This window comes from Nonomuraea sp. NPDC050451 (assembly GCF_044458585.1).
Genome location: NZ_JBITHZ010000004.1, coordinates 165,416 through 186,114, shown reverse-complemented (window position 1 = coordinate 186,114; position 20,699 = coordinate 165,416). Strand labels below are relative to the sequence as shown.

At 70.1% G+C, this 20,699-nt stretch carries 21 protein-coding genes; 7 read left to right on the top strand and 14 right to left on the bottom strand.

The genetic code is table 11. The features are described 5' to 3' along the window. Positions 1-109 precede the first annotated feature (109 nt). From ACIBI9_RS15895 to ACIBI9_RS15880, 4 genes are read left to right on the top strand one after another with little or no spacing between them, the layout of a single operon-like run. Positions 110-718 (top strand): GNAT family N-acetyltransferase, encoded by a 609-nt coding sequence (locus tag ACIBI9_RS15895; protein ID WP_397222788.1) that lies wholly within the window; start codon positions 110-112, stop codon positions 716-718. 16 nt (positions 719-734) lie between these two features. After that, the gene (locus ACIBI9_RS15890; protein WP_397222787.1) at positions 735-1,610 is read left to right on the top strand and encodes a 1,4-dihydroxy-2-naphthoate polyprenyltransferase; all 876 of its coding nucleotides are present in this window, start codon (positions 735-737) and stop codon (positions 1,608-1,610) included. A gap of 10 nt (positions 1,611-1,620) precedes the next feature. Next, on the top strand, positions 1,621-2,631 hold the full coding sequence (locus ACIBI9_RS15885) for an adenosine deaminase (RefSeq protein WP_397222786.1): 1,011 nt from the start codon (positions 1,621-1,623) through the stop codon (positions 2,629-2,631). A gap of 51 nt (positions 2,632-2,682) precedes the next feature. Then, entirely contained in the window at positions 2,683-3,474 is a 792-nt protein-coding gene (locus tag ACIBI9_RS15880) for an aminoglycoside N(3)-acetyltransferase (protein WP_397222785.1), read from the top strand. Positions 3,475-3,526: 52 nt separating this feature from the next. Here the strand turns inward: ACIBI9_RS15880 and ACIBI9_RS15875 are convergent, their stop codons facing one another. The 6 genes from ACIBI9_RS15875 to ACIBI9_RS15850 all read right to left on the bottom strand — a co-directional run bounded on the left by ACIBI9_RS15875 (position 3,527) and on the right by ACIBI9_RS15850 (position 10,411). Further along, positions 3,527-4,000 (bottom strand): GNAT family N-acetyltransferase, encoded by a 474-nt coding sequence (locus tag ACIBI9_RS15875; protein WP_397222784.1) that lies wholly within the window; start codon positions 3,998-4,000, stop codon positions 3,527-3,529. 161 nt (positions 4,001-4,161) lie between these two features. After that, positions 4,162-4,899: a 4-hydroxy-tetrahydrodipicolinate reductase gene (gene dapB, locus ACIBI9_RS15870; protein ID WP_397222783.1), complete on the bottom strand. Its 738-nt coding sequence runs from the start codon at positions 4,897-4,899 to the stop codon at positions 4,162-4,164. A gap of 89 nt (positions 4,900-4,988) precedes the next feature. Beyond that, positions 4,989-6,302 (bottom strand): M16 family metallopeptidase, encoded by a 1,314-nt coding sequence (locus tag ACIBI9_RS15865; protein WP_397222782.1) that lies wholly within the window; start codon positions 6,300-6,302, stop codon positions 4,989-4,991. Between the two features lie 64 nt (positions 6,303-6,366). Continuing rightward, positions 6,367-8,712 carry a polyribonucleotide nucleotidyltransferase gene (locus tag ACIBI9_RS15860; RefSeq protein WP_397222781.1) on the bottom strand — a complete coding sequence of 782 codons (2,346 nt, stop codon included), beginning with the start codon at positions 8,710-8,712 and terminating at the stop codon, positions 6,367-6,369. 304 nt (positions 8,713-9,016) lie between these two features. Beyond that, complete coding sequence (rpsO, locus tag ACIBI9_RS15855; RefSeq protein ID WP_132592555.1) at positions 9,017-9,286, bottom strand: 30S ribosomal protein S15; 270 nt, start codon at positions 9,284-9,286, stop codon at positions 9,017-9,019. A gap of 198 nt (positions 9,287-9,484) precedes the next feature. Continuing rightward, complete coding sequence (locus ACIBI9_RS15850; protein ID WP_397222780.1) at positions 9,485-10,411, bottom strand: bifunctional riboflavin kinase/FAD synthetase; 927 nt, start codon at positions 10,409-10,411, stop codon at positions 9,485-9,487. An 82-nt stretch (positions 10,412-10,493) separates the two neighbouring features. On the opposite strand from ACIBI9_RS15850, the gene ACIBI9_RS15845 reads away from it, so the two are divergent. Beyond that, positions 10,494-11,513 carry a TRM11 family SAM-dependent methyltransferase gene (locus tag ACIBI9_RS15845; protein ID WP_397222779.1) on the top strand — a complete coding sequence of 340 codons (1,020 nt, stop codon included), beginning with the start codon at positions 10,494-10,496 and terminating at the stop codon, positions 11,511-11,513. A 25-nt stretch (positions 11,514-11,538) separates the two neighbouring features. Here the strand turns inward: ACIBI9_RS15845 and truB are convergent, their stop codons facing one another. The 8 genes from truB to rimP all read right to left on the bottom strand — a co-directional run bounded on the left by truB (position 11,539) and on the right by rimP (position 19,444). Beyond that, a complete protein-coding gene (gene truB / locus ACIBI9_RS15840) occupies positions 11,539-12,411 on the bottom strand; it encodes a tRNA pseudouridine(55) synthase TruB (protein ID WP_397222778.1) in 873 nt (290 codons plus the stop codon). Further along, positions 12,393-13,448 (bottom strand): bifunctional oligoribonuclease/PAP phosphatase NrnA, encoded by a 1,056-nt coding sequence (locus ACIBI9_RS15835; RefSeq protein ID WP_397222776.1) that lies wholly within the window; start codon positions 13,446-13,448, stop codon positions 12,393-12,395. Before ACIBI9_RS15835 ends, truB begins: the two co-directional genes overlap by 19 nt. Further along, positions 13,445-13,900: a 30S ribosome-binding factor RbfA gene (rbfA, locus tag ACIBI9_RS15830; RefSeq protein ID WP_397222775.1), complete on the bottom strand. Its 456-nt coding sequence runs from the start codon at positions 13,898-13,900 to the stop codon at positions 13,445-13,447. Before rbfA ends, ACIBI9_RS15835 begins: the two co-directional genes overlap by 4 nt. Positions 13,901-13,939: 39 nt before the next feature. Then, positions 13,940-14,236, bottom strand: a complete 297-nt coding sequence (locus ACIBI9_RS15825; protein ID WP_350724641.1) for a DUF503 domain-containing protein — start codon at positions 14,234-14,236, stop codon at positions 13,940-13,942. A gap of 120 nt (positions 14,237-14,356) precedes the next feature. Then, positions 14,357-17,533, bottom strand: a complete 3,177-nt coding sequence (gene infB / locus ACIBI9_RS15820; protein WP_397222774.1) for a translation initiation factor IF-2 — start codon at positions 17,531-17,533, stop codon at positions 14,357-14,359. A 125-nt stretch (positions 17,534-17,658) separates the two neighbouring features. After that, complete coding sequence (locus tag ACIBI9_RS15815; protein ID WP_397222773.1) at positions 17,659-17,958, bottom strand: YlxR family protein; 300 nt, start codon at positions 17,956-17,958, stop codon at positions 17,659-17,661. Then, entirely contained in the window at positions 17,942-18,946 is a 1,005-nt protein-coding gene (nusA, locus tag ACIBI9_RS15810; RefSeq protein WP_397222772.1) for a transcription termination factor NusA, read from the bottom strand. The genes ACIBI9_RS15815 and nusA overlap by 17 nt, the downstream gene beginning before the upstream one ends. Before the next feature lie 12 nt (positions 18,947-18,958). Beyond that, positions 18,959-19,444, bottom strand: coding sequence for a ribosome maturation factor RimP (rimP, locus tag ACIBI9_RS15805; protein ID WP_397222771.1), 486 nt, complete (start codon positions 19,442-19,444; stop codon positions 18,959-18,961). Between the two features lie 299 nt (positions 19,445-19,743). Between rimP and ACIBI9_RS15800 the strand changes: the two genes are divergently transcribed. Both ACIBI9_RS15800 and ACIBI9_RS15795 read left to right on the top strand, forming a co-directional pair. After that, entirely contained in the window at positions 19,744-20,211 is a 468-nt protein-coding gene (locus ACIBI9_RS15800; RefSeq protein ID WP_397222770.1) for a hypothetical protein, read from the top strand. Further along, complete coding sequence (locus ACIBI9_RS15795) at positions 20,208-20,681, top strand: ferritin-like domain-containing protein (protein WP_394489725.1); 474 nt, start codon at positions 20,208-20,210, stop codon at positions 20,679-20,681. The genes ACIBI9_RS15800 and ACIBI9_RS15795 overlap by 4 nt, the downstream gene beginning before the upstream one ends. Positions 20,682-20,699: the final 18 nt, after the last annotated feature.

Here is a 20,699-nt window from a genome sequence, read left to right as displayed (position 1 = left end):
GGGCGAGATCGGCGGCGAAGAGGGGTTCGCGTCGTCTCCAAGGGTCAAACACCGATACGGTGTAACTCGTGCCTTGTGGCATGAACGGCAGGCGAAGGAGCGGGCCGAGATGGCAGACGTAGGCGTCCGGGCGGCCCGGCGCGAGGATGTGCTCCAGGTTGCGAATACTCAGATCCGCGCCTGGCGCTACGGCTATCGGGATTTCCTCCCCGAGGGCCCACTCGAGCAGATGACAGGCGCGGCGGCCGAGAAGATGTGGCTGCGCCAGTGGGACGAGGCGATCGTCGCCCCGCCCACCCCCAGGCACCGGGTGCTGGTGGCGGTGGAGACCATCCTCGACACCGAGGGCTTCCCCGCCCTGGGCGCGGGCGGCAGCGCCGCCCTGTCCACTCCCCGTGGTGGTGAGCGCGTGGTGGGGCTGGCCTCCCACGCTCCCGCGGAGGACCCCGACCTCGACCCCAGCGTGGTGGCCGAGATGCTGACGCTGCTGGTCGACCCCGATTTCGTACGCCGGGGCCACGGCAGCCGGCTGCTCAACGCGACCGTCGATTACCTGCGCGAGGACGGCTTCCGGCAGATCGTCACCTGGGTGTTCGCCGACAACTACGCGGTGCTGGGCTTCCTGGAGTCGGCCGGCTGGGGCGAGGACATGGCCGAACGCGTGCTCGACATGGGCCGCCCGATCCGGATGATCAGGCTCACGACGGACATCAGCTAGAGGACGAACGACAGACATGGCAACCCCTGGCCAGTGGATCGCGGGCGCCCGTCCGCGCACCCTCCCGAACGCCGTCGTGCCCGTCATGGTGGGCACGGGCGTGGCGATCGGCGAGGGCGGTTTCGTGTGGTGGCGGGCGGTCCTGGCGCTGTTCGTGGCATTGTCGCTGCAGATCGGCGTCAACTACGCCAACGACTACAGCGACGGCGTACGCGGCACCGACGACCAGCGCGTCGGCCCGATGCGGCTGGTCGGCTCGCGGGCGGCGAGCCCGCGTGACGTGCTGGTCGCCGCGCTGGGCTGCTTCGCGGTCGCGGCGGTGCTGGGGCTGATCCTGGTCGTCGTCACGCAGGCGTGGTGGATCCTGCTGGTGGGAGCGGCGTGCATCGCCGCCGCCTGGTTCTACACCGGTGGCAAGCGCCCGTACGGCTACCGCGGCCTGGGCGAGATAGCCGTGTTCGTCTTCTTCGGGATCGTCCCCGTGGTGGGCACGGCATATGTGCAGACCGAGTCGCTGAGCTGGCCCGCGTTCTTCGCCTCGATCCCGGTGGGGCTGTTGTCGTGCTCGATGCTCGTGGTCAACAACCTGCGCGATGTCGGGACGGACGGCCAGTCCGGCAAGCGCACGCTGGCCGTGGTGCTGGGGGCCGAGCGCACCCGGGCGCTCTATGTGGCCTGCCAGGTGGTGCCGTTCGTGGTGGCGCTGGCGATGGTCCCGGTGACACCGTGGGCCGCGCTCGTGCTGCTGGCCGCGCCGCTGGCGATCCCCCCGATCAGGACCGTGCTGGGCAAGGCCGTGGGCCCCGCGCTGATCGCGGTGCTGCAGCAGACGGGCAAGCTGCAGATGGCGTACGGGCTCCTGTTCGCTGTGGGGCTGGCGATCGTCTTCTAAGCTTGGGCATGTGAAGGACTTCATCGCGGGACTGCCCAAGTGCGAGTTGCATCTGCACATCGAGGGCACGCTGGAGCCCGAGCTCAAGTTCGAGCTGGCCGGGCGCAACGGTCTGGAGCTGCCGTACTCGTCGGTCGAGGAGATGCGGGCCGCCTACGCCTTCGACAGCCTGCCGTCCTTCCTCAAGGTCTACTACGAGGGCATGCAGGTCCTGCGCACCGAGCCCGACTTCTACGACCTGGCCATGGCCTACCTGCGCAGGGCCGCCGAGCAGAACGTCCGCTACGCCGAGATCTTCTTCGACCCGCAGGCCCACACCTCGCGCGGCGTGCCGTTCGACGTGGTGATCCGCGGGCTGCGGCGGGCGCTGATGGACGCGGAGGCCCGGCTCGGGGTGCGGGCGCAGCTCATCATGTGCTTCCTGCGTGACTTCCAGGCCGAATACGCGATGGCGACGCTGCTGGAGTCGCTGCCGTACAAGGAGTGGATCGCGGGCGTCGGGCTCGACTCCGACGAGAAGGGCAACCCGCCGGTCAAGTTCGCGGCGGTGTACGAGCGCGCCAGGCAGGAGGGCTACCTCCTGACCATGCACTGCGACGTCGACCAGGAAAATTCGATCGAGCACATCCGCCAGGCCGTCGAGGACATCGGCGTCAACCGCATCGACCACGGCGTCAACATCCTGGAGGACCAGCGGCTCGTGGAGGTCGTCCTGGAGCGGGGCATGGGGCTGACCTGCTGCCCGATCTCCAACGGCTACGTCACCGACTCGATGAAGGCCGAGGGCATCCGCAAGCTGATGGACCTGGGCGTGCGGGTGACGGTCAACTCCGACGACCCCGCCTATTTCGCGAGTTACGTGGCCGAAAACCTCGAGGCGCTGCACGGCGCGCTCCAGCTCTCCCGTGAGGAGCTGGCCCAGCTCGAACGGAACGCCTTCGAGATCACCTGGCTCCCCCGCCACCTCAAGGACGCCTACCTGGCCGAGGTGGACGCCTACCTCGCCTCAACCGCCATTTAAGCTGGCGCGAGGCTCTGCCCGGTCATGAGAGTGCTCCCAAAAGGGAATGTCATGGTGAATTATGCCCGCATAAGTCGGGATTTCTCCGCTCTGGGCGTCGAGCCGGGGCAGGTCGTGCTGCTGCACTCCTCACTCAGCAGCATCGGCCGGGTCGAGGGCGGGGAGCACACGGTGGTCGCGGCGCTGAGGGAGTCGCTGGGGCCGGACGGCACGCTCGCGGTGCCCACCGGCACCTCGGCCAACTCCGACACCTCCCCGGTCTACCGCGCGGCCGTGGGCGGCATGACGACGCAGGAGATCGAAGCCTTCCGGTCCAGGATGCCCGCCTACGACCCCAGGTCCACCCCGTCCGTGCGGATGGGCCGGATCCCCGAGTGCGTCCGCACCTCGCCGCATGCCCGTCGCAGCGCGCACCCGCAGACGTCCTTCGCCGCCGTGGGCCCGCATGCGGCGCGCATCACCGGCGATCACGCCCGCGACTGTCTCCTGGGCGAGCGGTCCCCGCTGGCCAGGCTCTACGAGGCCGGCGCCCTCGTCCTGCTGCTCGGTGTCGGCTACGACAAGTGCACCGCGTTCCACCTGGCCGAATACCGCTACCACCCGGACCCGCCGCGCCGCAGCTACCGCGCCGTGGTGGACGACGGAGCGGGGCGGGCGTGGTGCGAGTTCGAGGACGTGCAGGTGGACGACAGCGACTTCGCGCGCCTGGGGGCCGACTTCGAACGGACCGGGGACGTGCGGCGGGGGCTGGTCGGCGCGGCGCAGGCCCGGTTGTTCCCGCTCGCCGCCGCCGTCGACTACGCCGCCGGCTGGTTCGCCGCGAACCGCGCGCCGCGCCCCTGACCACGGCGCCCGGGAGCGCGACACCCCGAGCACGGCGCCCGTGACCCGTGGCCTAGTGGCGCATCACCACGCGGGGCGCGATCTCGATGCCCAGCTCCCGCTCGTGCTCCACCAGCGCGCGCAGCTCCGGGCCCCACTCCTCCTCGGGCATCACCGAGAAGCCGTGCCGCGTGTACCACGGCGCGTTCCAGGGCACGTCGCGGTAGGTCGTCAGCGTCACGGCAGGTGCCCCGGCGGCCCGCGCGTGGTCGAGCACCGCCGCGATCAGCCGCCCGCCGATGCCCTGGCGCATGTGGTCGGGATGCACGGCCAGCTGGTCGAGGTGCAGGTTGCCGTCCGCCCAGCCGATCAGCGCGAACCCCGTGGGAGGCGTGCCCTCGACCAGCACCCTGAGAGGGTCGTCCACCTCTTCGATCATGGTGGTGCCGGGCGGGAAAACGATGTCCACCTGCTCGAAGAGCTTGTCCGCCGCCAGCTCGATCGCGGTCAGCCCGGAGAGCTCACCTGCCTCGGCCCATCGCACCATGCCGACACGATCTCATGGTGGAGCCGGATCCCGCCGCTCATATTTTAATGTTGATGATCGTAAGGCCCGGCTGTGCGGAGCCGGGGCCCTCTCCTCACGACGTGCCCACGACCGTACGGTTGTGGGCACGTCGTGTGCGGCCCCTACCGAGGCCAGGCAGGTCAGAGGTCGAGGAGCGGCTCGAGGCCCACGGTGAGGCCTGGGAGCTCGCGTACGCGGCGCACCCCGAGCAGCACGCCCGGCGTGAACGACGCCCTGGTCATCGTGTCGTGCCGGATCGTGAGGATCTCGCCCTCACCGCCCAGCAGCACCTCCTGGTGCGCGATGAGGCCGGACAGCCGCACCGCGTGCACGTGGACGCCCCCGACGTCGGCCCCGCGGGCGCCGTCGAGCGCGGTGCTCGTGGCGTCGGGCATCTGGCCGAGCCCCGCCTTGGCGCGCGCCTCGGACACCAGCTCCGCCGTGCGGCGGGCCGTGCCGGACGGCGCGTCGGCCTTGTTGGGGTGGTGCAGCTCGACGATCTCGACCGACTCGAAGTAGCGGGCGGCCTGCTGCGCGAAGTGCATCATGAGCACGGCCGCGATGCCGAAGTTGGGCGCGATCAGGCAGTGGGTGCCTGGCGACTCGGCCAGCCAGCCGCGCACGGTCTCCAGCCGCCCCTCGTCGAACCCGGTCGTGCCCACCACCGGGTGGATGCCGTGCCGGATCGCCCATTCGAGGTTGCCCATGACGACGTCGGGATGGGTGAAGTCGACCACCACCTCGGCGCCTTCGAGCCCCTCGATGGAGTCGTCCTTGTCGATCGCGGCCACCAGCTCCATGTCGGAGGCCGCCTCGACCGCCTTGCACACTTCGACGCCGACGCGCCCGCGCGCGCCCAGCACACCTACCCTGATCACAGGCCAACCCTATACCAGCGAGAAAACCCGCCCATGGGACCGCCGGTCCACTGTCGTGGCCGTTCAGGACCCATGTGGCGGGTTTGTCCTCAGGGGCGGACGGCTTCGGTGAAGTCCTTGTCGCCGTACGGGCCGATCACGGCGAGCGTGAGCGGCCGCTTGAGCACGTCCCGCGCCACCTCGTCGATCTCGTCGGGAGTGACCGCCTCGATGCGTGCCAGCACCTCGTCCACCGACATCAGCTCGTCGTAGACGAGCTCGTTCTTGCCGATGCGCGACATGCGCGAGCCGGTGTCCTCCAGGCCGAGCACGAGCCCGCCGCGCATCTGGCCCTTGCCGCGCATGATCTCGTCGGCGCTCAGACCGTCGGCCACCACCCTGGACACCTCGTCCCGGCAGATCTTGAGCACGTCGTCGATCTTCGACGGCAGGCAGCCCACGTAGATCCCGAACTGGCCGGTGTCGGCGTAGGCCGAGGTGTAGCTGTAGGCGGAGTAGGCCAGGCCGCGCTTCTCCCTGATCTCCTGGAAGAGCCGGGACGACATGCCGCCGCCCAGCGCGGCGTTGAGCACGCCCAGCGCGAACCTGCGGTCGTCCGTACGGGACAGGCCGGTCGTGCCGAGCACCAGGTTGGCCTGCTCGGTCGGCCGGTCGAGCACCCGCACGCCGGAACGCAGCTCGGCCCCGGGACCGCTGGTGCGCGGGGGCGCGAACTCGGCCGGGCCGCCCAGCGCGCCCGCCCGCTCGTAGGCCCTGGTGACCAGCTCGACGACCTCTTCGTGCCGGATGTTTCCCGCGACGGACACGACCGTGCGGCGGGGCCGGTAGTAGCGGTGGTAGTACTCGGCGATCCGCTCGCGCCCGAGGGCGTTGATCGACTCGACCGTGCCCAGGATGGGCCGGCCGATGGCCGAGTCGCCGTAGAGCGCGGCGGCGAACTGCTCGTGCACCACGTCAGAGGGGTCGTCGTCGTGCATGGCGATCTCTTCGAGGATCACGCCGCGCTCGGACTCGACGTCCTCCTCGGTCACCAGCGAGCTGGTCACCACGTCGGCCAGTACGTCGACCGCGATCGGCAGGTCCTCGTCGAGCACACGTGCGTAGTAGCACGTGTACTCCTTGGCGGTGAAGGCGTTGATCTCACCGCCGATGCCCTCGATGGAGGCGGAGATCTCCATGGCGTCGCGCGTGGAGGTGCCCTTGAACAGCAGGTGTTCGAGGAAGTGGGTGGCCCCCATGTGCTCGGGGGCCTCGTCACGCGAGCCGATGCCGACCCACATGCCGACCGCGACGCTACGCACGGTCGGCATGGTCTCGGTCACCACGCGCAGCCCACCTGGGAGGACGGTGCGCCTGACCACCCCGGCTCCGTCCCGGCCGGGGTGCAGCGTGGTAGTCGTCACGGGGCCTCCTTCGTCGGCCCCGTGACCAAGGTGCTGCGTTTAATGGTTCCCTCGCTTCGCTCGGTCACGAGTTTCGGTCGTCCCCGTCGGCGCTGCTGCCGCGCGTGCGCACGCGGGTGCGGGTGCGGCGGGGCCGCTCCGACTTCTCCTCGGCGGGCGCCGCGGCGGCCTCCTCGGCCTGCGGGGCCTCGGCGCCTTCGGCGGGGGCCGCAGCGGCCTTCGCCTCCTTCTCGGCGGCCTCCTTCTCGATGACCTCGACGGGCACCAGCGAGAGCTTGCCCCGGGCGTCGATCTCGGCGATCTCGACCTGGATCTTCTCGCCGACGCTCATGACGTCCTCGACGTTCTCGATGCGCTTGCCGCCGTGCAGCTTGCGGATCTGGGAGACGTGCAGCAGGCCGTCCTTGCCGGGCAGGAGCGAGATGAACGCGCCGAAGGCCGCGATCTTGACGACCGTGCCGATGTAGCGCTCACCGACCTCCGGCATGTGCGGGTTGGCGATGGCGTTGATCGCCGAACGGGCCGCCTCGGCCGACGGGCCGTCGGTGGCGCCGATGTAGATCGTGCCGTCGTCCTCGATGGTGATCTCGGCGCCCGTGTCGTCCTGGATCTGGTTGATCATCTTGCCCTTGGGGCCGATGACCTCGCCGATCTTGTCGACCGGGACCTTGATGGTGATGATGCGCGGCGCGGTCGGGTTCATCTCCGCCGGGGAGTTGATCGCCTCCTGCATCACGTCGAGGATCGCCAGGCGCGCGCCCTTGGCCTGCTTGAGGGCGGCCGCGAGCACGCTCGCGGGGATGCCGTCGAGCTTGGTGTCGAGCTGCAGGGCGGTGATGACGTCCTTGGTGCCGGCGACCTTGAAGTCCATGTCGCCCATGGCGTCCTCGGCGCCGAGGATGTCGGTCAGGGTGACGTACGTGTCGCCCTCGCCGATCAGGCCCATCGCGATGCCCGCGACCATCTCCTTGAGCGGCACACCCGCGTCCAGCAGCGCCATCGTGGACGCGCAGACCGAGCCCATCGAGGTGGAGCCGTTGGAGCCGAGCGCCTCGGAGACCTGGCGGATGGCGTACGGGAACTCCTCGCGGGTCGGGAGCACCGGGATCAGCGCCCGCTCGGCCAGCGCGCCGTGACCGATCTCGCGGCGCTTGGGCGAGCCCACCCGGCCGGTCTCACCGGTGGAGTAGGGCGGGAAGTTGTAGTTGTGCATGTAGCGCTTGGTCCGCTCAGGGTTGAGCGTGTCGATGACCTGCTCCATGCGCAGCATGTTGAGCGTGGTGATGCCCAGGATCTGGGTCTCGCCGCGCTCGAACAGCGCCGAGCCGTGCACCCGGGGCACCACGTGGACCTCGGCCGAAAGGGCGCGGATGTCCTTGGTGCCGCGGCCGTCGATGCGGATGCCCTCGTTGATGACCCGCTCGCGCATGAGCTTCTTCATCACCGAGCGGAACGCGGCGGAGATCTCCTTCTCGCGCCCCTCGAACTCGGGCAGGAGCTTCTCGGCGGCCAGCGCCTTGACCTTCTCCAGCTCGTTCTCGCGCTCCTGCTTGCCCCCGATGGTCAGCGCGGCGGCCAGCTCGGTCTTCACCGCGGCCTCGACCGCGGCGTAGACGTCCTCCTGGTAGTCGAGGAAGACCGGGTATTCGGCCGTCTCCTTGGCCGCGACCTGCGCGATGCGCGACTGCGCCTCGCACAGCACCTTGATGAACGGCTTGGCCGCGTCCAGGCCCTGCGCGACGGTCTCCTCGGTGGGCGCGACGGCCCCATCGGCGACCAGCTTCAGCGTGTCCTTGGTGGACTCGGCCTCGACCATCATGATCGCGACGTCGCCGTCCTCGAGCACGCGGCCCGCGACGACCATGTCGAACGTGGCCCGCTCCAGCTCGTGGTGCGTCGGGAAGGCCACCCACTGGCCGTCGATCAGCGCGACGCGCACGCCGCCGATCGGGCCGGAGAACGGCAGCCCGGCGAGCTGGGTGGACAGCGAGGCGGCGTTGATCGCCACCACGTCGTAGAGATGGTCGGGGTTGAGCGCCATCACCGTGGCGACGACCTGGATCTCGTTGCGCAGGCCCTTCACGAACGACGGGCGCAGCGGCCGGTCGATCAGGCGGCAGGTGAGGATCGCGTCCTCGGAGGGACGGCCCTCACGCCGGAAGAACGAGCCGGGGATGCGGCCCGCGGCGTACATTCGCTCTTCGACGTCGACGGTGAGCGGGAAGAAGTCGAAGTTCTCCTTCGGGGACTTCGACGCGGTGGTGGCCGAAAGCACCATCGTGTCGTTGTCGAGGTAGGCGACGGCGGAGCCAGCCGCCTGGCGCGCGAGACGACCGGTTTCGAACCGGATCGTGCGCGTGCCGAATGAGCCGTTGTCTATGACGGCTTCAGCGGTGTGGACACCCTCCACGGGGGACCTCCTTGTGGTCGGTCTCCCGCGCCCTTTTTCTCACCGGCACCCTCGTTAGGTGCAGCGCCGGTCTTCGATCGAAGCGCCCGGTCTCATTTCACTGTCAAATTCCTACCGGAAGCCACTACCGAGGACCGGCCCGCAGGCGTCGCGGGTCGCATGGTGCTGAACGGACGCGGGGGCTGTGTGTCTCGGATCTTCAGTTGTAGGTCAGGTGTGACAACGTATCCACATCGCCACATATCCGACCATATGGCTCTACCCATATGAGAAGGGAGCGGCGCGTTCGCCGCTCCCTTTCATGCTATCGGCGCAGGCCGAGCCGCTCGATGAGCGAGCGGTAGCGCTGGATGTCGACCTTCTGCAGGTACTTCAGCAGGCGACGCCGGCGACCGACGAGCAGAAGCAGGCCACGACGGCTGTGGTGGTCGTGCTTGTGCGTCTTCAGGTGCTCGGTGAGCTCGCTGATGCGCTTGCTCAGCAGTGCGATCTGCACCTCGGGCGACCCGGTGTCGCCTTCGGCCGTCGCGTATTCGCTGATGATGGACTTCTTGGCAGCGGTGTCGAGGGACACGGCTCTCCTTTGAGCTACGGGCACGCGAACGATGATGAAGAATGCGAACGACCGTGCGTGCCTACAGTCGCCGCGTGAAGGCCGCCATGGGCAGCGCGCAGCGCCGCCGCTACTGAGCCGACATGCAAGGTTACCACTTCACGCGGAGTGCTCGGGCGCTCCTTTTCCTTGCTTTATCCGCGTCGCGATTTCGCGGTTTCAGCTCGTGAGGCGACGGGCGGCGTCGACATCGGCGTGAATCTGCTCGATCAGCGCCTCGATGGAGTCGAATCGCGTGTTGCCGCGCAGCCGGGCGTGGAATTCGACCGCCACGTGCACTCCGTAAAGCTCTAGATCATCCCGATCCAGCGCATAAGCCTCGACCGTCCGCGGCACTCCCTCGAATGTCGGATTGGTGCCGACAGAGATCGCCGCCGGCCACCGCTCCCCCTGGTAGAGCGCGGGCAGATTGGCCATCGGCACGCACTCCAGCCATCCCGCGTAGACCCCGTCGGCCGGGATGGCGGTGTGCTGGGTGGTCTCGACGTTCGCCGTCGGGAAGCCGAGCTGGCGTCCGCGCTGGTAGCCGCGTACGACCACGCCTTCCACCCGGTGCGGCCGCCCGAGCTGCTCGCCGGCGCCCTCGACGTCGCCCGCGACGATCCGCTCGCGGATCGAGGCGGAGGAGACGGCGTCGAGCAGGGGCACGGCCTCCACCTCGAAGTCATACTTGTCGCCCAGCGTCCGCAAAGTCTCGACGTCCCCGCTGGCCTCGTGCCCGAACAGGAAGTCCTCGCCCACCACGACGACGGCCGCGCCCAGCCGCTCGGCCAGCACGGCCTGGACGAAGTCGTCCGGGCTCGTCCGCGACAGGTCGAGCGTGAACTCCACCACGTCGATCTCGTCCACCCCGAGTTCGGCCAGCAGTTCGGCCCTGCGCCTGGGGCTGGTGAGCCGCAGCGGATGCGTCCCCGGCCGCACGACCTCGTCGGGGTGCGGCTCGAACGTGACGGCCACGCTGCGCAGCCCCCGCTCGCGGGCGATGGCGACAGCGCGCTCGACCACCCGCCGGTGCCCGCGGTGAACCCCGTCGTACACGCCGATGGTGACGACAGACCTTCCCGAACCCTGCACGCTAGGCCCCATTCGCTCGTGGCGGATCAATCCCACCCAAGCCTGCCACGCGCGTCACCGTTCGCTCCAATCGAGGGCGATAGGATCGGGCATCATGCCTCGTTACGCGCTTCTGATCCTGCCTGCCTTCAACCGGGTCTACGGGGAGAGCTCCATCCGGCTGACCAGGAGTGAGCTGGCGGTCTTCAGCATGTACGGCCTGGGCGGCAAGGTCACGGCCAGCGAGGAGACCACCATCGGCGGTGTGCCGTATGTGACTTTCGAGACATCCGAGCCGCTGACACAGCCGGACATTTCTCTTTTGTCGAATCTTTCCTCTGTTTATGCGATTTTCGGGATGGAAGGCGAGCTGCTCCGGCCGCTCTCCATGTCGTCGCTCGACCGGCTGAGCAGCGACCTGATCACCATCCAGAAATACGCCGGCAAGACCAACGAGCACTTCACCAAGCTGCTGCTCAATGTCACCCTGCTGGCCGGGGCCAAGGGGCTGGGCGAGCGGCTCTCGGTCTTCGACCCGCTGTGCGGGCGCGGCACGACGCTCAACCAGGCCCTCATGTACGGCTACGACGCCTACGGGCTCGACGTCGACGGCAAGGACTTCGAGGCCTACACCGGGTTCATCAAGACCTGGCTGCGCAACAAGCGGCTCAAGCACACCGCCGAGACCGTGCCGGTGCGGCGCGAGCGGGCCCTGGTCGGGCGGCGGCTCAACGTCACGTTCGGGCTGTCGAAGGAGGCGGTCAAGGCCGGTGACGTGCAGCACCTGGCCGTCGTCAACGCCGACACCCTCAAGAGCAGAGACTTCTTCAAGCCGCGTTCGTTCGACGTCCTGGTGACCGACGCGCCCTACGGGGTCCAGCACGGCAGCAAGGGCGGCGGCGGGCTGTCCCGCAGCCCGATGGAGCTGCTCCGGCAGGCCGTGCCCGGCTGGGCCGAGCTGCTGCGCCCCGGCGGGGCGATGGGGATCTCGTGGAACACCTACGGCGGCAAGAGCTCGGAGCTGGCCCAGATCCTCGACGGGGCGGGGCTCCAGGTGATGGACTACCCCGACTTCGAGCACTGGGTCGACCAGGCGATCGTCCGCGACATCATCGTCGCCCGCAAACCCTCTTAGCCCCGTGTGAGGCTCTCAGAAGGGCCTAGGAGACGAAGACGGCGAGGGGTTTGGCCACTCGACCGTGCTCCTCCACCAGGGCCAGCAGCTCGCCCTCAGGCCCGAACACGCCGATCGGCCCCTTGCCCAGCCCGGCGGCCGGCAGCCGCCCCCCGTGCCCGATGACGCGTGCCTCCTCGGCCGTCACGTCCCGGCGCGGGAACGCCGCCGCCACCGCCTCCCCGATGGGCAGGATCACGCACTCCTCGGCGAGCTGGTCGATGGTTTTGGCCAGCGACAGGCCGTAAGGCCCCACGCGGGTACGCCGCAGCGCCGTCAGATGCCCGCCGACCCCGAGCGCCGCGCCCAGGTCGCGGGCCAGCGCGCGGATGTAGGTGCCGCTGGAGCAGGTCACGACCGCGTCCACGTCGACGACGTCGTCGTGCGCCCGGATGTCGAGCACCTCGAACGACCGCACGGTGACAGGCCGGGCCCGCAGCTCGACCTCCTCGCCCGCGCGGGCCATCTTGTAGGCGCGCTGCCCGTTGACCTTGATGGCGCTCACCTGCGGCGGGATCTGCATGATCTCCCCGGTGAGCGCGGCGACGCCCTTGTGGATCTCGGCCGCCGTGACGCCGGACGCCGGGGCCGTGGCGGTGACCTCACCCTCGGCGTCGTCGGTGTTCGTGCTCACGCCGAGCCTGATCGTGGCCTCGTACACCTTCTCGGTCAGCGTCAGGTGGCCGAGCAGCCTGGTGGCCTTCTCGACGCCGACCACCAGCACGCCCGTCGCCATCGGGTCGAGCGTGCCCGCGTGCCCCACGCGGCGGGTGCCCGCGATGCGCCTCATCTTGGCCACCACGTCGTGGGACGTGCAGTCGCCCGGCTTGTCGACGATGATCAGCCCGCTCTCGACCATCCAACCTTCCCAAGTTCGCGCCGGAAGGCGTCCATGGTCGCCTCCACGGTCTCGTGCGAGGTGTAACCGGCCGCGTTGTGGTGCCCGCCGCCGCCCAGGGCCGCGCACGCGGCCCCGACGTCGGCCTTGCCCTTGGACCGGGTGGACACCTGCCAGTCGCCCTGGTCGTCCTCCTTGAGCACGACCGCGACCTCGGCCTCGTCCGTGCGCCGGACGATGTCGATGATGCCTTCCAGCTCCGCGTACGGGAGCCCGTGCGCGGCCCGGTCGACCCGCGTCACGTACGTCCAGATCAGCCCGTCCTCCAGCGCCGCCCGGTCGAGGGCGGCGGCCAGCACCTTGAGATAGCCGAACGGGGAACGGTCCCACAGCTCGCGGGCGATCTCGTCGGTGCGCAGCCCGTTCGCCACGAGCCTGGCCGCCATCTGGTGCACGGCGGGCGTGGTCGAGGAGTGCCGGAACGACCCCGTGTCGGTCACCAGCCCGGTGTAGAGGCAGACGGCGATGTCGCGGTCGAGTCGCCCGCCGAGCCGGTACATCAGCTGCTCGGCCAGCATGGCCGTCGCGGCGGCCGTGGAGTCGATGAGGCTGAGCGTGCCGAACCCCTCGTTGGAGGGGTGGTGGTCGACGACGATGACCTCGCGGGCCCTGGCGGTGTTCTCGCGCAGGAGCCCGAGGCGTTCGAACGTCGAGACGTCGAAGGTGATCATCAGCTCCGGCGCCGCCGGGTAGTCCTGCGGCGGCACCAGCATGTCCTGGCCGGGCAGGAAGCTCAGCAGCCGCGGGACCACGAAATGGTGGTCGCCGAACGACGCGACGACCCGCTTGCCCAGCGACCGCAGCGCGAACCCCACGGCCAGCATCGACCCGAGCGCGTCACCGTCGGGCGTCACGTGGCAGGCCAGCGCGATCTCGTCGGCCCGGCCGATCAGCCGCAGGGCCCGGTCCCATGCGGCCTCGGGGATCGCGCCGCCGGTGACCGTGCGGGGGTCCGCGCGGAACGGGCGATCCGCTCTGTCGCGCACGTTGGGGGTCACGCTTGGTCGTCCACACTCAGGTCCGCTTCGCCCTCGTCGGGCTTGCGGTAGGGGTCGGCCTCGCCGGCGTAGGAGGCGCTCTCGGCCCGGCGCGCCACCTCGGCGTCCCGGGACCGGGCGGCGGTGATCAGGTCGTCGAGGTGGCGGGCCGAGTCGGGCAGCGGGTCGTGCTTGAACGTCAGCGTCGGGGCGAAGCGCACGCCGGTCTGGCGGCCCACCTCGGAGCGGATGATCCCCTTGGCGCTCTCGAGGGCGGCCGCGCTGTCGGACCGCTCGGCCTCGGAGCCGTACACCGTGTAGAACACGGTCGCCTCGCGCAGGTCGGCGGTGACGCGCGTGTCGGTCACGGTGACGAAGCCCAGGCGCGGGTCCTTGATCCGGCGCTCCAGCATCTCGGCGACGATCTGCTGGATGCGGTCGGCGAGCTTCCGCGCTCGTGCGGCATCCACCATGTTCGCTCCCCCTCACGCACGACCTGGCCGTGCAGTCGTTCAATCTTCGTCGTTGTAGAGCCGGTGCCTGGCCGACAGCAGCTCGATCTCCGGGCGGAAGGCCACCATCCGCTCGCAGGCGTCCATGATCTCGTTGCAGTTACCCGCGGAGGAGGAGACCACCGCGACGCCGACCTCGGCCCTGCGGTGCAGGTCGAGATGGCCGACCTCGGCCACCGCGATGCTGGGATAACGGCGCTGCAGCTCGGCGATCAGCGGCCGTACGACAGAGCGCTTCTGCTTCAGCGATCTGACGTCGCCGAGCAGGATGTCCAGGGTCAGAGCACCCACATACATCGTTGGTAACCACCGCTTGGCCTGGTGTGGTGAACGCACGCCCGGCCTGCTGCGGTGGGGACCAGGCCAGGGCGTGCGAGAGGCGCCCGGCGGATGTCCCGCCGGGCGCCGAGCCGCGCGTCAGTCTCGCGGCTTCTCCCGCATCTCGAAGGTTTCGATGACGTCGCCTTCCTTGAGATCGTTGTAGCCGATGCCGATGCCGCACTCGAAGCCCTCGCGGACCTCGGTGACATCGTCCTTCTCCCGCCGCAGCGAGGAGACGGTGAGGTTGTCGGTCACGACGACACCGTCGCGGATGAGGCGCGCCTTGCTGTTGCGCACGATCCTGCCCGAGCGGACCAGCGAACCGGCGATGTTGCCGATCTTCGGCACCTTGAAGATCGCGCGGATCTCCGCGGTGCCCAGCTGGACCTCTTCGAACTCGGGCTTGAGCATGCCCTTGAGCGCCGCTTCGATCTCCTCGATCGCCTGGTAGATGACCGAGTAGTAGCGGATGTCGACGCCCTCGCGCTCGGCCAGGTCGCGCGCCCGAGGCTCGGGGCGGACGTTGAAGCCGATGATGACCGCGTTGTCGTCGGCCACGGCCAGGTTGACGTCGTACTCGGTGATCGCGCCGACCGCGCGGTGCAGGACACGGAGCCTGACCTCGTCGCCGACGTCGATCTTGAGCAGGGCGTCTTCCAGGGCCTCGACCGAACCGGACACGTCACCCTTGATGATGAGCTTGAGCTCGTCGACGCTGCCCTTCTCGAGGTCCTTGAAGATGTCCTCGAGGCTGCGGCGACGGCTCGACTTCGCCATGTCGGCGCTGCGCTTGCGCGCCGCGCGCTGCTGGGCGATCTGGCGGGCCATCCGGTCGTCGGTGACGACGATGAAGTTGTCACCGGCGCTCGGCACGGCCGTCAGACCCATCACCAGGACCGGACGGGACGGCGTGGCCTCATCGACCGGCTCGCCGTTGTCGTCGAGCAGCGCCCGGACGCGGCCGAAGGCCTCGCCACAGACGATCGAGTCGCCGACGCGCAGCGTGCCGCGCTGGACCAGGACGGTCGCGACGGGGCCGCGACCACGGTCGAGGTGAGCCTCGATCGCGATGCCCTGGGCGTCCATCGTCGGGTTGGCCCGCAGGTCGAGCTCGGCGTCCGCGGTCAGCAGGATGGCCTCGAGGAGGTTGTCGATGCCCGTGCCGTTCTTCGCCGAGATGTCGACGAACAGCGTGGAACCGCCGTACTCCTCCGCCACCAGACCGTACTCGGTGAGCTGGGCCCGGACCTTGTTGGGGTCGGCGCCCTCCTTGTCGATCTTGTTGACCGCGACCACGATCGGCACGTCGGCCGCCTGGGCGTGGTTGAGAGCCTCGATCGTCTGCGGCTTCACACCGTCGTCGGCCGCGACCACCAGCACCGCGATGTCGGTGGACTTGGCGCCTCGGGCACGCATGGCGGTGAACGCCTCGTGACCCGGGGTGTCGATGAAGGTGATCTTCCGGTCTTGGCCCTCGTGCTCGGCGGCGACCTGGTAAGCGCCGATGTGCTGGGTGATGCCACCCGCCTCGCGCGCCACCACGTTGGTCTTGCGGATGGCGTCGAGCAGCTTGGTCTTACCGTGGTCGACGTGACCCATGACGGTCACGACCGGGGGACGCGCGGCCAGGTCGGCCTCGTCGCCCTCGTCCTCGCCGAACTCGATGTCGAAGGCCTCGAGAAGCTCGCGGTCCTCCTCCTCCGGGCTGACGACCTGGATGTTGTAGTCGAGCTCGGCGCCGAGCACCTGCAGCGTCTCTTCGTTGACCGACTGCGTCGCGGTCACCATCTCGCCGAGGTGCAGCATGATCTGCACGAGCGAGGCGGGGTTCGCGCCGATGCGGTCGGCGAAGTCGGACAGCGACGCGCCGCGCGGAAGGCGGATCGTCGCGCCGTTGCCGCGAGCGACCTGCACGCCGCCGATCGCCGGCGCCGACATGTTGTCGAACTCCTGGCGCCTCTGCCGCTTCGACTTGCGCCCGCGGGCCGGACGGCCACCGGGACGCCCGAACGCGCCGGCCGTGCCGCCACCGCGCCCGCGACCGCCGCCACCGGGACGACCGCCGAAGCCACCGCCGCCGCCACCGGGACCACCGGTGCCGGTGCGCTGACCGGTGCCGCCGCCACCGCCGGGACGACCGGCGAAGCCGCCGCCGCCACCACCGGGACGACCGCCGCCGCCACCACCGGGACGGCCACCGCCGCCACCGCCGGGACGGCCGCCACCGCCACCGCCACCACCGGGACGGCCTGCGCCGCCGGGACCGGCAGGGCGACCCTGCGGCATCATCATCGGGTTGGGACGCGGACCGCCGGGACGGGGACCACCCGCACCGGGGCCAGGACGCGGACCGCCCGCACCGGGCGGGCCCGGACGCGGACCAGGACGGGGACCGGCGTCACCGGTGCCGCCACGGCCCTGCGGCGGACGCGGCATCGCGCCGTCGCGCGGCGGGCCGTCGCGACGCTCGCGGCGGTCGGGACCGCCGCCGTCACGCTGGCCGCCGGGACGCGGCGGGCGGGACTGGCCCATGCCGCTGGCGGTCGAGGAGAACGGGTTGTTACCGGGACGCGGACCACGCGGGCCCGGCTTGGGACCCGGACCGGGGCGGGGACCGCCGCCGGTGGGCGCGCCGGGACGCGGCGCCTGCCGGTCGCCCCGGTCGCCGCGGTCACCCCGGTCGCCACGGTCGCCACGGTCGCCACGGTCGCCGCGGTCGTCCCTGGGACCCGGACGGGGCGCGGGACCCGGCTTGGGGCCGGGACGGCCACCACCAGGGCCACCGCTGGGGCCGGGACGCGGACCCGGAGTCGGGCGCGCGGGCGCGCCGCTCTCGAACCGTGCCTGAGGAGCCCCGGACGTCTCACCGCGAGCAGCCTCGGGCTGCTGCGGCTGCTGGTGAGGCATGGGCACCGGCGGGCGCGGCTGACCGCCGCCCGCGGGGCCCGGACGCGGACCCGGACCGGGCCTGGGGCCCGGCCCCGGACGCGGGGCTGTGGGGACCGGCGCCTGTCCGGCGCCGTTACCGGCCTGGCCTTCTGCCGGCCGGGGAGCAGCCTTGGGCGGCTGCGGCCTGTTGGACGGCTGTCCGCCGCCTCTGGAGGGCCCACCCTTCGATGCGCCCAGAGCTTCGGTGAGCCTGCGGACCACCGGCGCCTCGATGGTCGAGGACGCCGAGCGGACGAACTCTCCCATCTCCTGGAGCTTGGCCATGACGACCTTGCTCTCTACGCCGAACTCCTTAGCGAGCTCGTATACCCGGACCTTCGCCACTGCACTCCCTTACTCGGCCCGGGAGGCTGGCTGTGCCGTCCGGACCGTCGCTAACTTGACGTCTTCATCGCCGCGTGCTCATCAGGCGCTCATAGCAATCTGACTCCGCCCATCAACTCGGCGTCCTACATGACATTTGCGTGGTCTCCCTCCAGTTGCGCCCGCACGCGCGAGACGTCAAGCGGTCCCGTCACGCGAAAAGCGCGCGGAAACGCTCGGCGACGCTCGGCAAGCTCCAGACAGCTCAAGGACGGATGCAGCGATGCACCTCGGCCAGGAAGCCGTCCTCGCAGGTCAGGGACCACATGGTCCTCGACCCGCACCAGACGGAGCAGCTCGGACTTAGCCGTACGAACCCTGCAGCCCACACAGGTGCGCTGTGGGGTCGCTTGGCCACCATATTCCAGCTTACCGTGTCGACGCATCTACGGAACCGGCGGCATCTTCGGCCTGAGTATCCGGCCGGATGTCGATCCGCCATCCGGTGAGTCTCGCGGCAAGCCGGGCGTTCTGGCCCTCTTTCCCGATGGCCAGCGAAAGCTGGTAGTCGGGCACGGTCACCCGTGCGACGCGTCCCTCGAGATCGAGCACCTCGACATGGGAAACACGTGCCGGTGACAGGGCATTCCCCACGAACTCCGCCGGATCTTCCGACCAGTCGATGATGTCGATCTTCTCGCCGTGCAGCTCGGTCATCACGTTGCGCACCCGCGAGCCCATCGGCCCGATGCAGGCGCCCTTGGCGTTGACGCCGGGCTTGCGGGAGCGGACCGCGATCTTCGTACGGTGGCCCGCCTCGCGCGCCACCGCGGCGATCTCCACGGTGCCGTCGGCGATCTCGGGCACCTCCAGCGCGAACAGCTTCTTCACCAGCCCGGGATGCGTGCGCGACAAAGTGACGGAGGGGCCCTTGTGGCCCTTCTTCACCTGCACGACGTAGGCGCGGATGCGCTCTCCGTGCACGTATTCCTCGCCGGGGACCTGCTCGGCGTGCGGCAGGACGGCCTCGATCTTGCCGAGGTCGACCAGCACCACCCGCGGGTCCTTGCCCTGCTGGATCACGCCGGAGACCAGCTCGCCCTCGCGGCTGGCGAACTCGCCGAAGTTGATCTCGTCCTCGGCGTCGCGCAGCTGCTGCAGGATGACCTGCTTGGCGGTGGTGGCGGCGATCCGGCTGAAGTTGTTGGGCGTGTCGTCGTACTCCCTGACGACCTCGCCGTCCTCGTCGAGCTCGGCGGCCAAGATCGTGACGTGACCGCTGCTGCGGTCGAGCTGGGCGCGCGCCTTGGAGGCGGCGCCGTCGGTGCGGAAGTAGGCGATCAGCAGCGCGTCCTCGATCGCCTTGACGACCAGGTCGAAGGAGATGTCCTTTTCTCGCTCGAGGCTGCGCAGGACGCTCATGTCGATGTCCACGACGGCTCCCCCTTAGCCTTCGTCGCCGTCGACGTCGTCGATCCGGCGGAACTCCACCTGTACCCGTCCCCGGGTCAGGTCCTCGTAATCAAGCCTGCGTGCGGTGCCCGCGACGTCGATGTCGACACCGGCCTCGTCCGCGGCCAGGATGCGGCCCTCCACCACGTTGCCGTCTCTCATCTCGGCCTTCACCAGGCGTTTCGCGGCGCGGCGCCAGTGGCGTGGCTCGGTGAGCGGGCGATCGACGCCCGGCGAGGAGACTTCCAGCGTGTAGGCCGCCTGCCCCATCGAGTCGTCGTCGTCGAGGGCCGCGGAGACGGCCTGGCTCACATCAGCCACGTCGTCGAGGCTCACGCCGCCGTCGCGATCGACGATCACGCGCAACAGCCGTCTCTTGCCGGCCTGGGTGACCGTGATGTCCTCAAGATCGAGGCCCTCCGCGCTGACCACAGGCTCAAGGAGCTTCATCAGGTGGTCGCGGGGTGACGCGCTGCCCATATCGACCTCCCCTATTGTCATGTCTCAGCCGGGCGGACCTCGCCTCTGGCTCTCCGCCGTCTGGCCGCTCAGCCAGCGACGACAGTTGACACCCTATCTGTATGGGGGCACGGAAAGAGCGCCACTCGTCGTGGTCGAATGGCGGAGCGTCGCCTGACAGCGATCGCGGGCACCAGCCCGTACGATGCTACCGACGAGAAAGCCCCCGAAGGGCCCGCCGCCGCGGCGTCGATCGGGCGCGCCTGCCCATGGGCGGCTTTCCCGTCGGTCGGCTCCACCGTCACTGGAGGTCCTAGCCCGTGCGCCCGCGTCACCTCTCCCGGCGAGCCTTGCTGGCGGGCGGAGCGGCCGCTCTCACCGCCTGCAGCACCACCGGCCCGCCGCAGCCGTCCGTCCAGGCCTCCGACTCCCCTGAGACCGTGCTGCTGAAGGACCTGATCGCGGAGAAGGAGCGGACGATCGCGCTCTATTCGTCGCTGATCTCGGGCGGGGCCCGGAAACTGGTGCCGTTCCGTGACCGCCACCAGGCCCACGTGAACGAGCTACGCAAATACGTCACCGTGGCCTCGGCGCCGCCCGTCACCGCCGCCTCCACCCCGACTCCCACCCCCAAGCCGTCCCTGTCCCGCCTGCGCGACCTGGAGCGCAAGGCGGCGGCCCTGCGGATCCAGCAGCTCGACGGCGTCTCACCGGGTGTGGCCCAGCTCATCGCCAGCATCGGGGCCTGCGAGGCGGCCCACGCACTCGCCCTGCCGAGGTCGCTGTGAACCCTGACGACGTCGAGAAACTCCGCAAGGCGCTGGCCGCCGAGCATGCCGTGCTGTTCGCGTACGGGCTGCTGGGTGCGCGGACGTCGGGGTCGCTGCGGGCCAGGATGAGCGCGGCCTTCGACGCCCACCGGGCGCGCCGCGACCAGCTCCGCACGTTGATCACGGCGCGGGGCGGGCGGCCGGCCGAGCCCGACGCGTCCTACGCGCTGCCGTTCTTCCCCTCCGGGCCGGCGCTGGCGGCCAAGCTGGCGGTGCACCTGGAGACCGGCGTCACGGCCGCCTATCTGGAGCTGGCCGCCGCGCAGGACGTCTCACTGCGCCGCTACGCCGCGCAGGCCATGCAGGAGGCGACGACCCGCTCGTACGCCTTCCGCCCCGCCCAGCCCCCCGCCTTCCCCGGCATGCCCGCGGCGGCGCCCCCTCCCTCCCCGCCTTCGTCGCCCTCGGCGTCGCAGGAGGGCGGCTGACCCCCCGCAATACGCGAG

What these genes read in the sequence shown, in the direction of transcription:
- rimP (WP_397222771.1), bottom strand. Translation starts at nt 19,444, where the DNA reads ATGGGCAGCGCGTCACCCCGCGACCACCTGATGAAGCTCCTTGAGCCT.
- ACIBI9_RS15815 (WP_397222773.1), bottom strand. Translation starts at nt 17,958, where the DNA reads ATGCGTCGACACGGTAAGCTGGAATATGGTGGCCAAGCGACCCCACAG.
- rbfA (WP_397222775.1), bottom strand. Translation starts at nt 13,900, where the DNA reads ATGGTGGATGCCGCACGAGCGCGGAAGCTCGCCGACCGCATCCAGCAG.
- ACIBI9_RS15875 (WP_397222784.1), bottom strand. Translation starts at nt 4,000, where the DNA reads ATGGTGCGATGGGCCGAGGCAGGTGAGCTCTCCGGGCTGACCGCGATC.
- ACIBI9_RS15850 (WP_397222780.1), bottom strand. Translation starts at nt 10,411, where the DNA reads ATGGGGCCTAGCGTGCAGGGTTCGGGAAGGTCTGTCGTCACCATCGGC.
- ACIBI9_RS15895 (WP_397222788.1), top strand. Translation starts at nt 110, where the DNA reads ATGGCAGACGTAGGCGTCCGGGCGGCCCGGCGCGAGGATGTGCTCCAG.
- ACIBI9_RS15845 (WP_397222779.1), top strand. Translation starts at nt 10,494, where the DNA reads ATGCCTCGTTACGCGCTTCTGATCCTGCCTGCCTTCAACCGGGTCTAC.
- ACIBI9_RS15890 (WP_397222787.1), top strand. Translation starts at nt 735, where the DNA reads ATGGCAACCCCTGGCCAGTGGATCGCGGGCGCCCGTCCGCGCACCCTC.
- ACIBI9_RS15825 (WP_350724641.1), bottom strand. Translation starts at nt 14,236, where the DNA reads ATGTATGTGGGTGCTCTGACCCTGGACATCCTGCTCGGCGACGTCAGA.
- truB (WP_397222778.1), bottom strand. Translation starts at nt 12,411, where the DNA reads ATGGTCGAGAGCGGGCTGATCATCGTCGACAAGCCGGGCGACTGCACG.
- ACIBI9_RS15880 (WP_397222785.1), top strand. Translation starts at nt 2,683, where the DNA reads ATGGTGAATTATGCCCGCATAAGTCGGGATTTCTCCGCTCTGGGCGTC.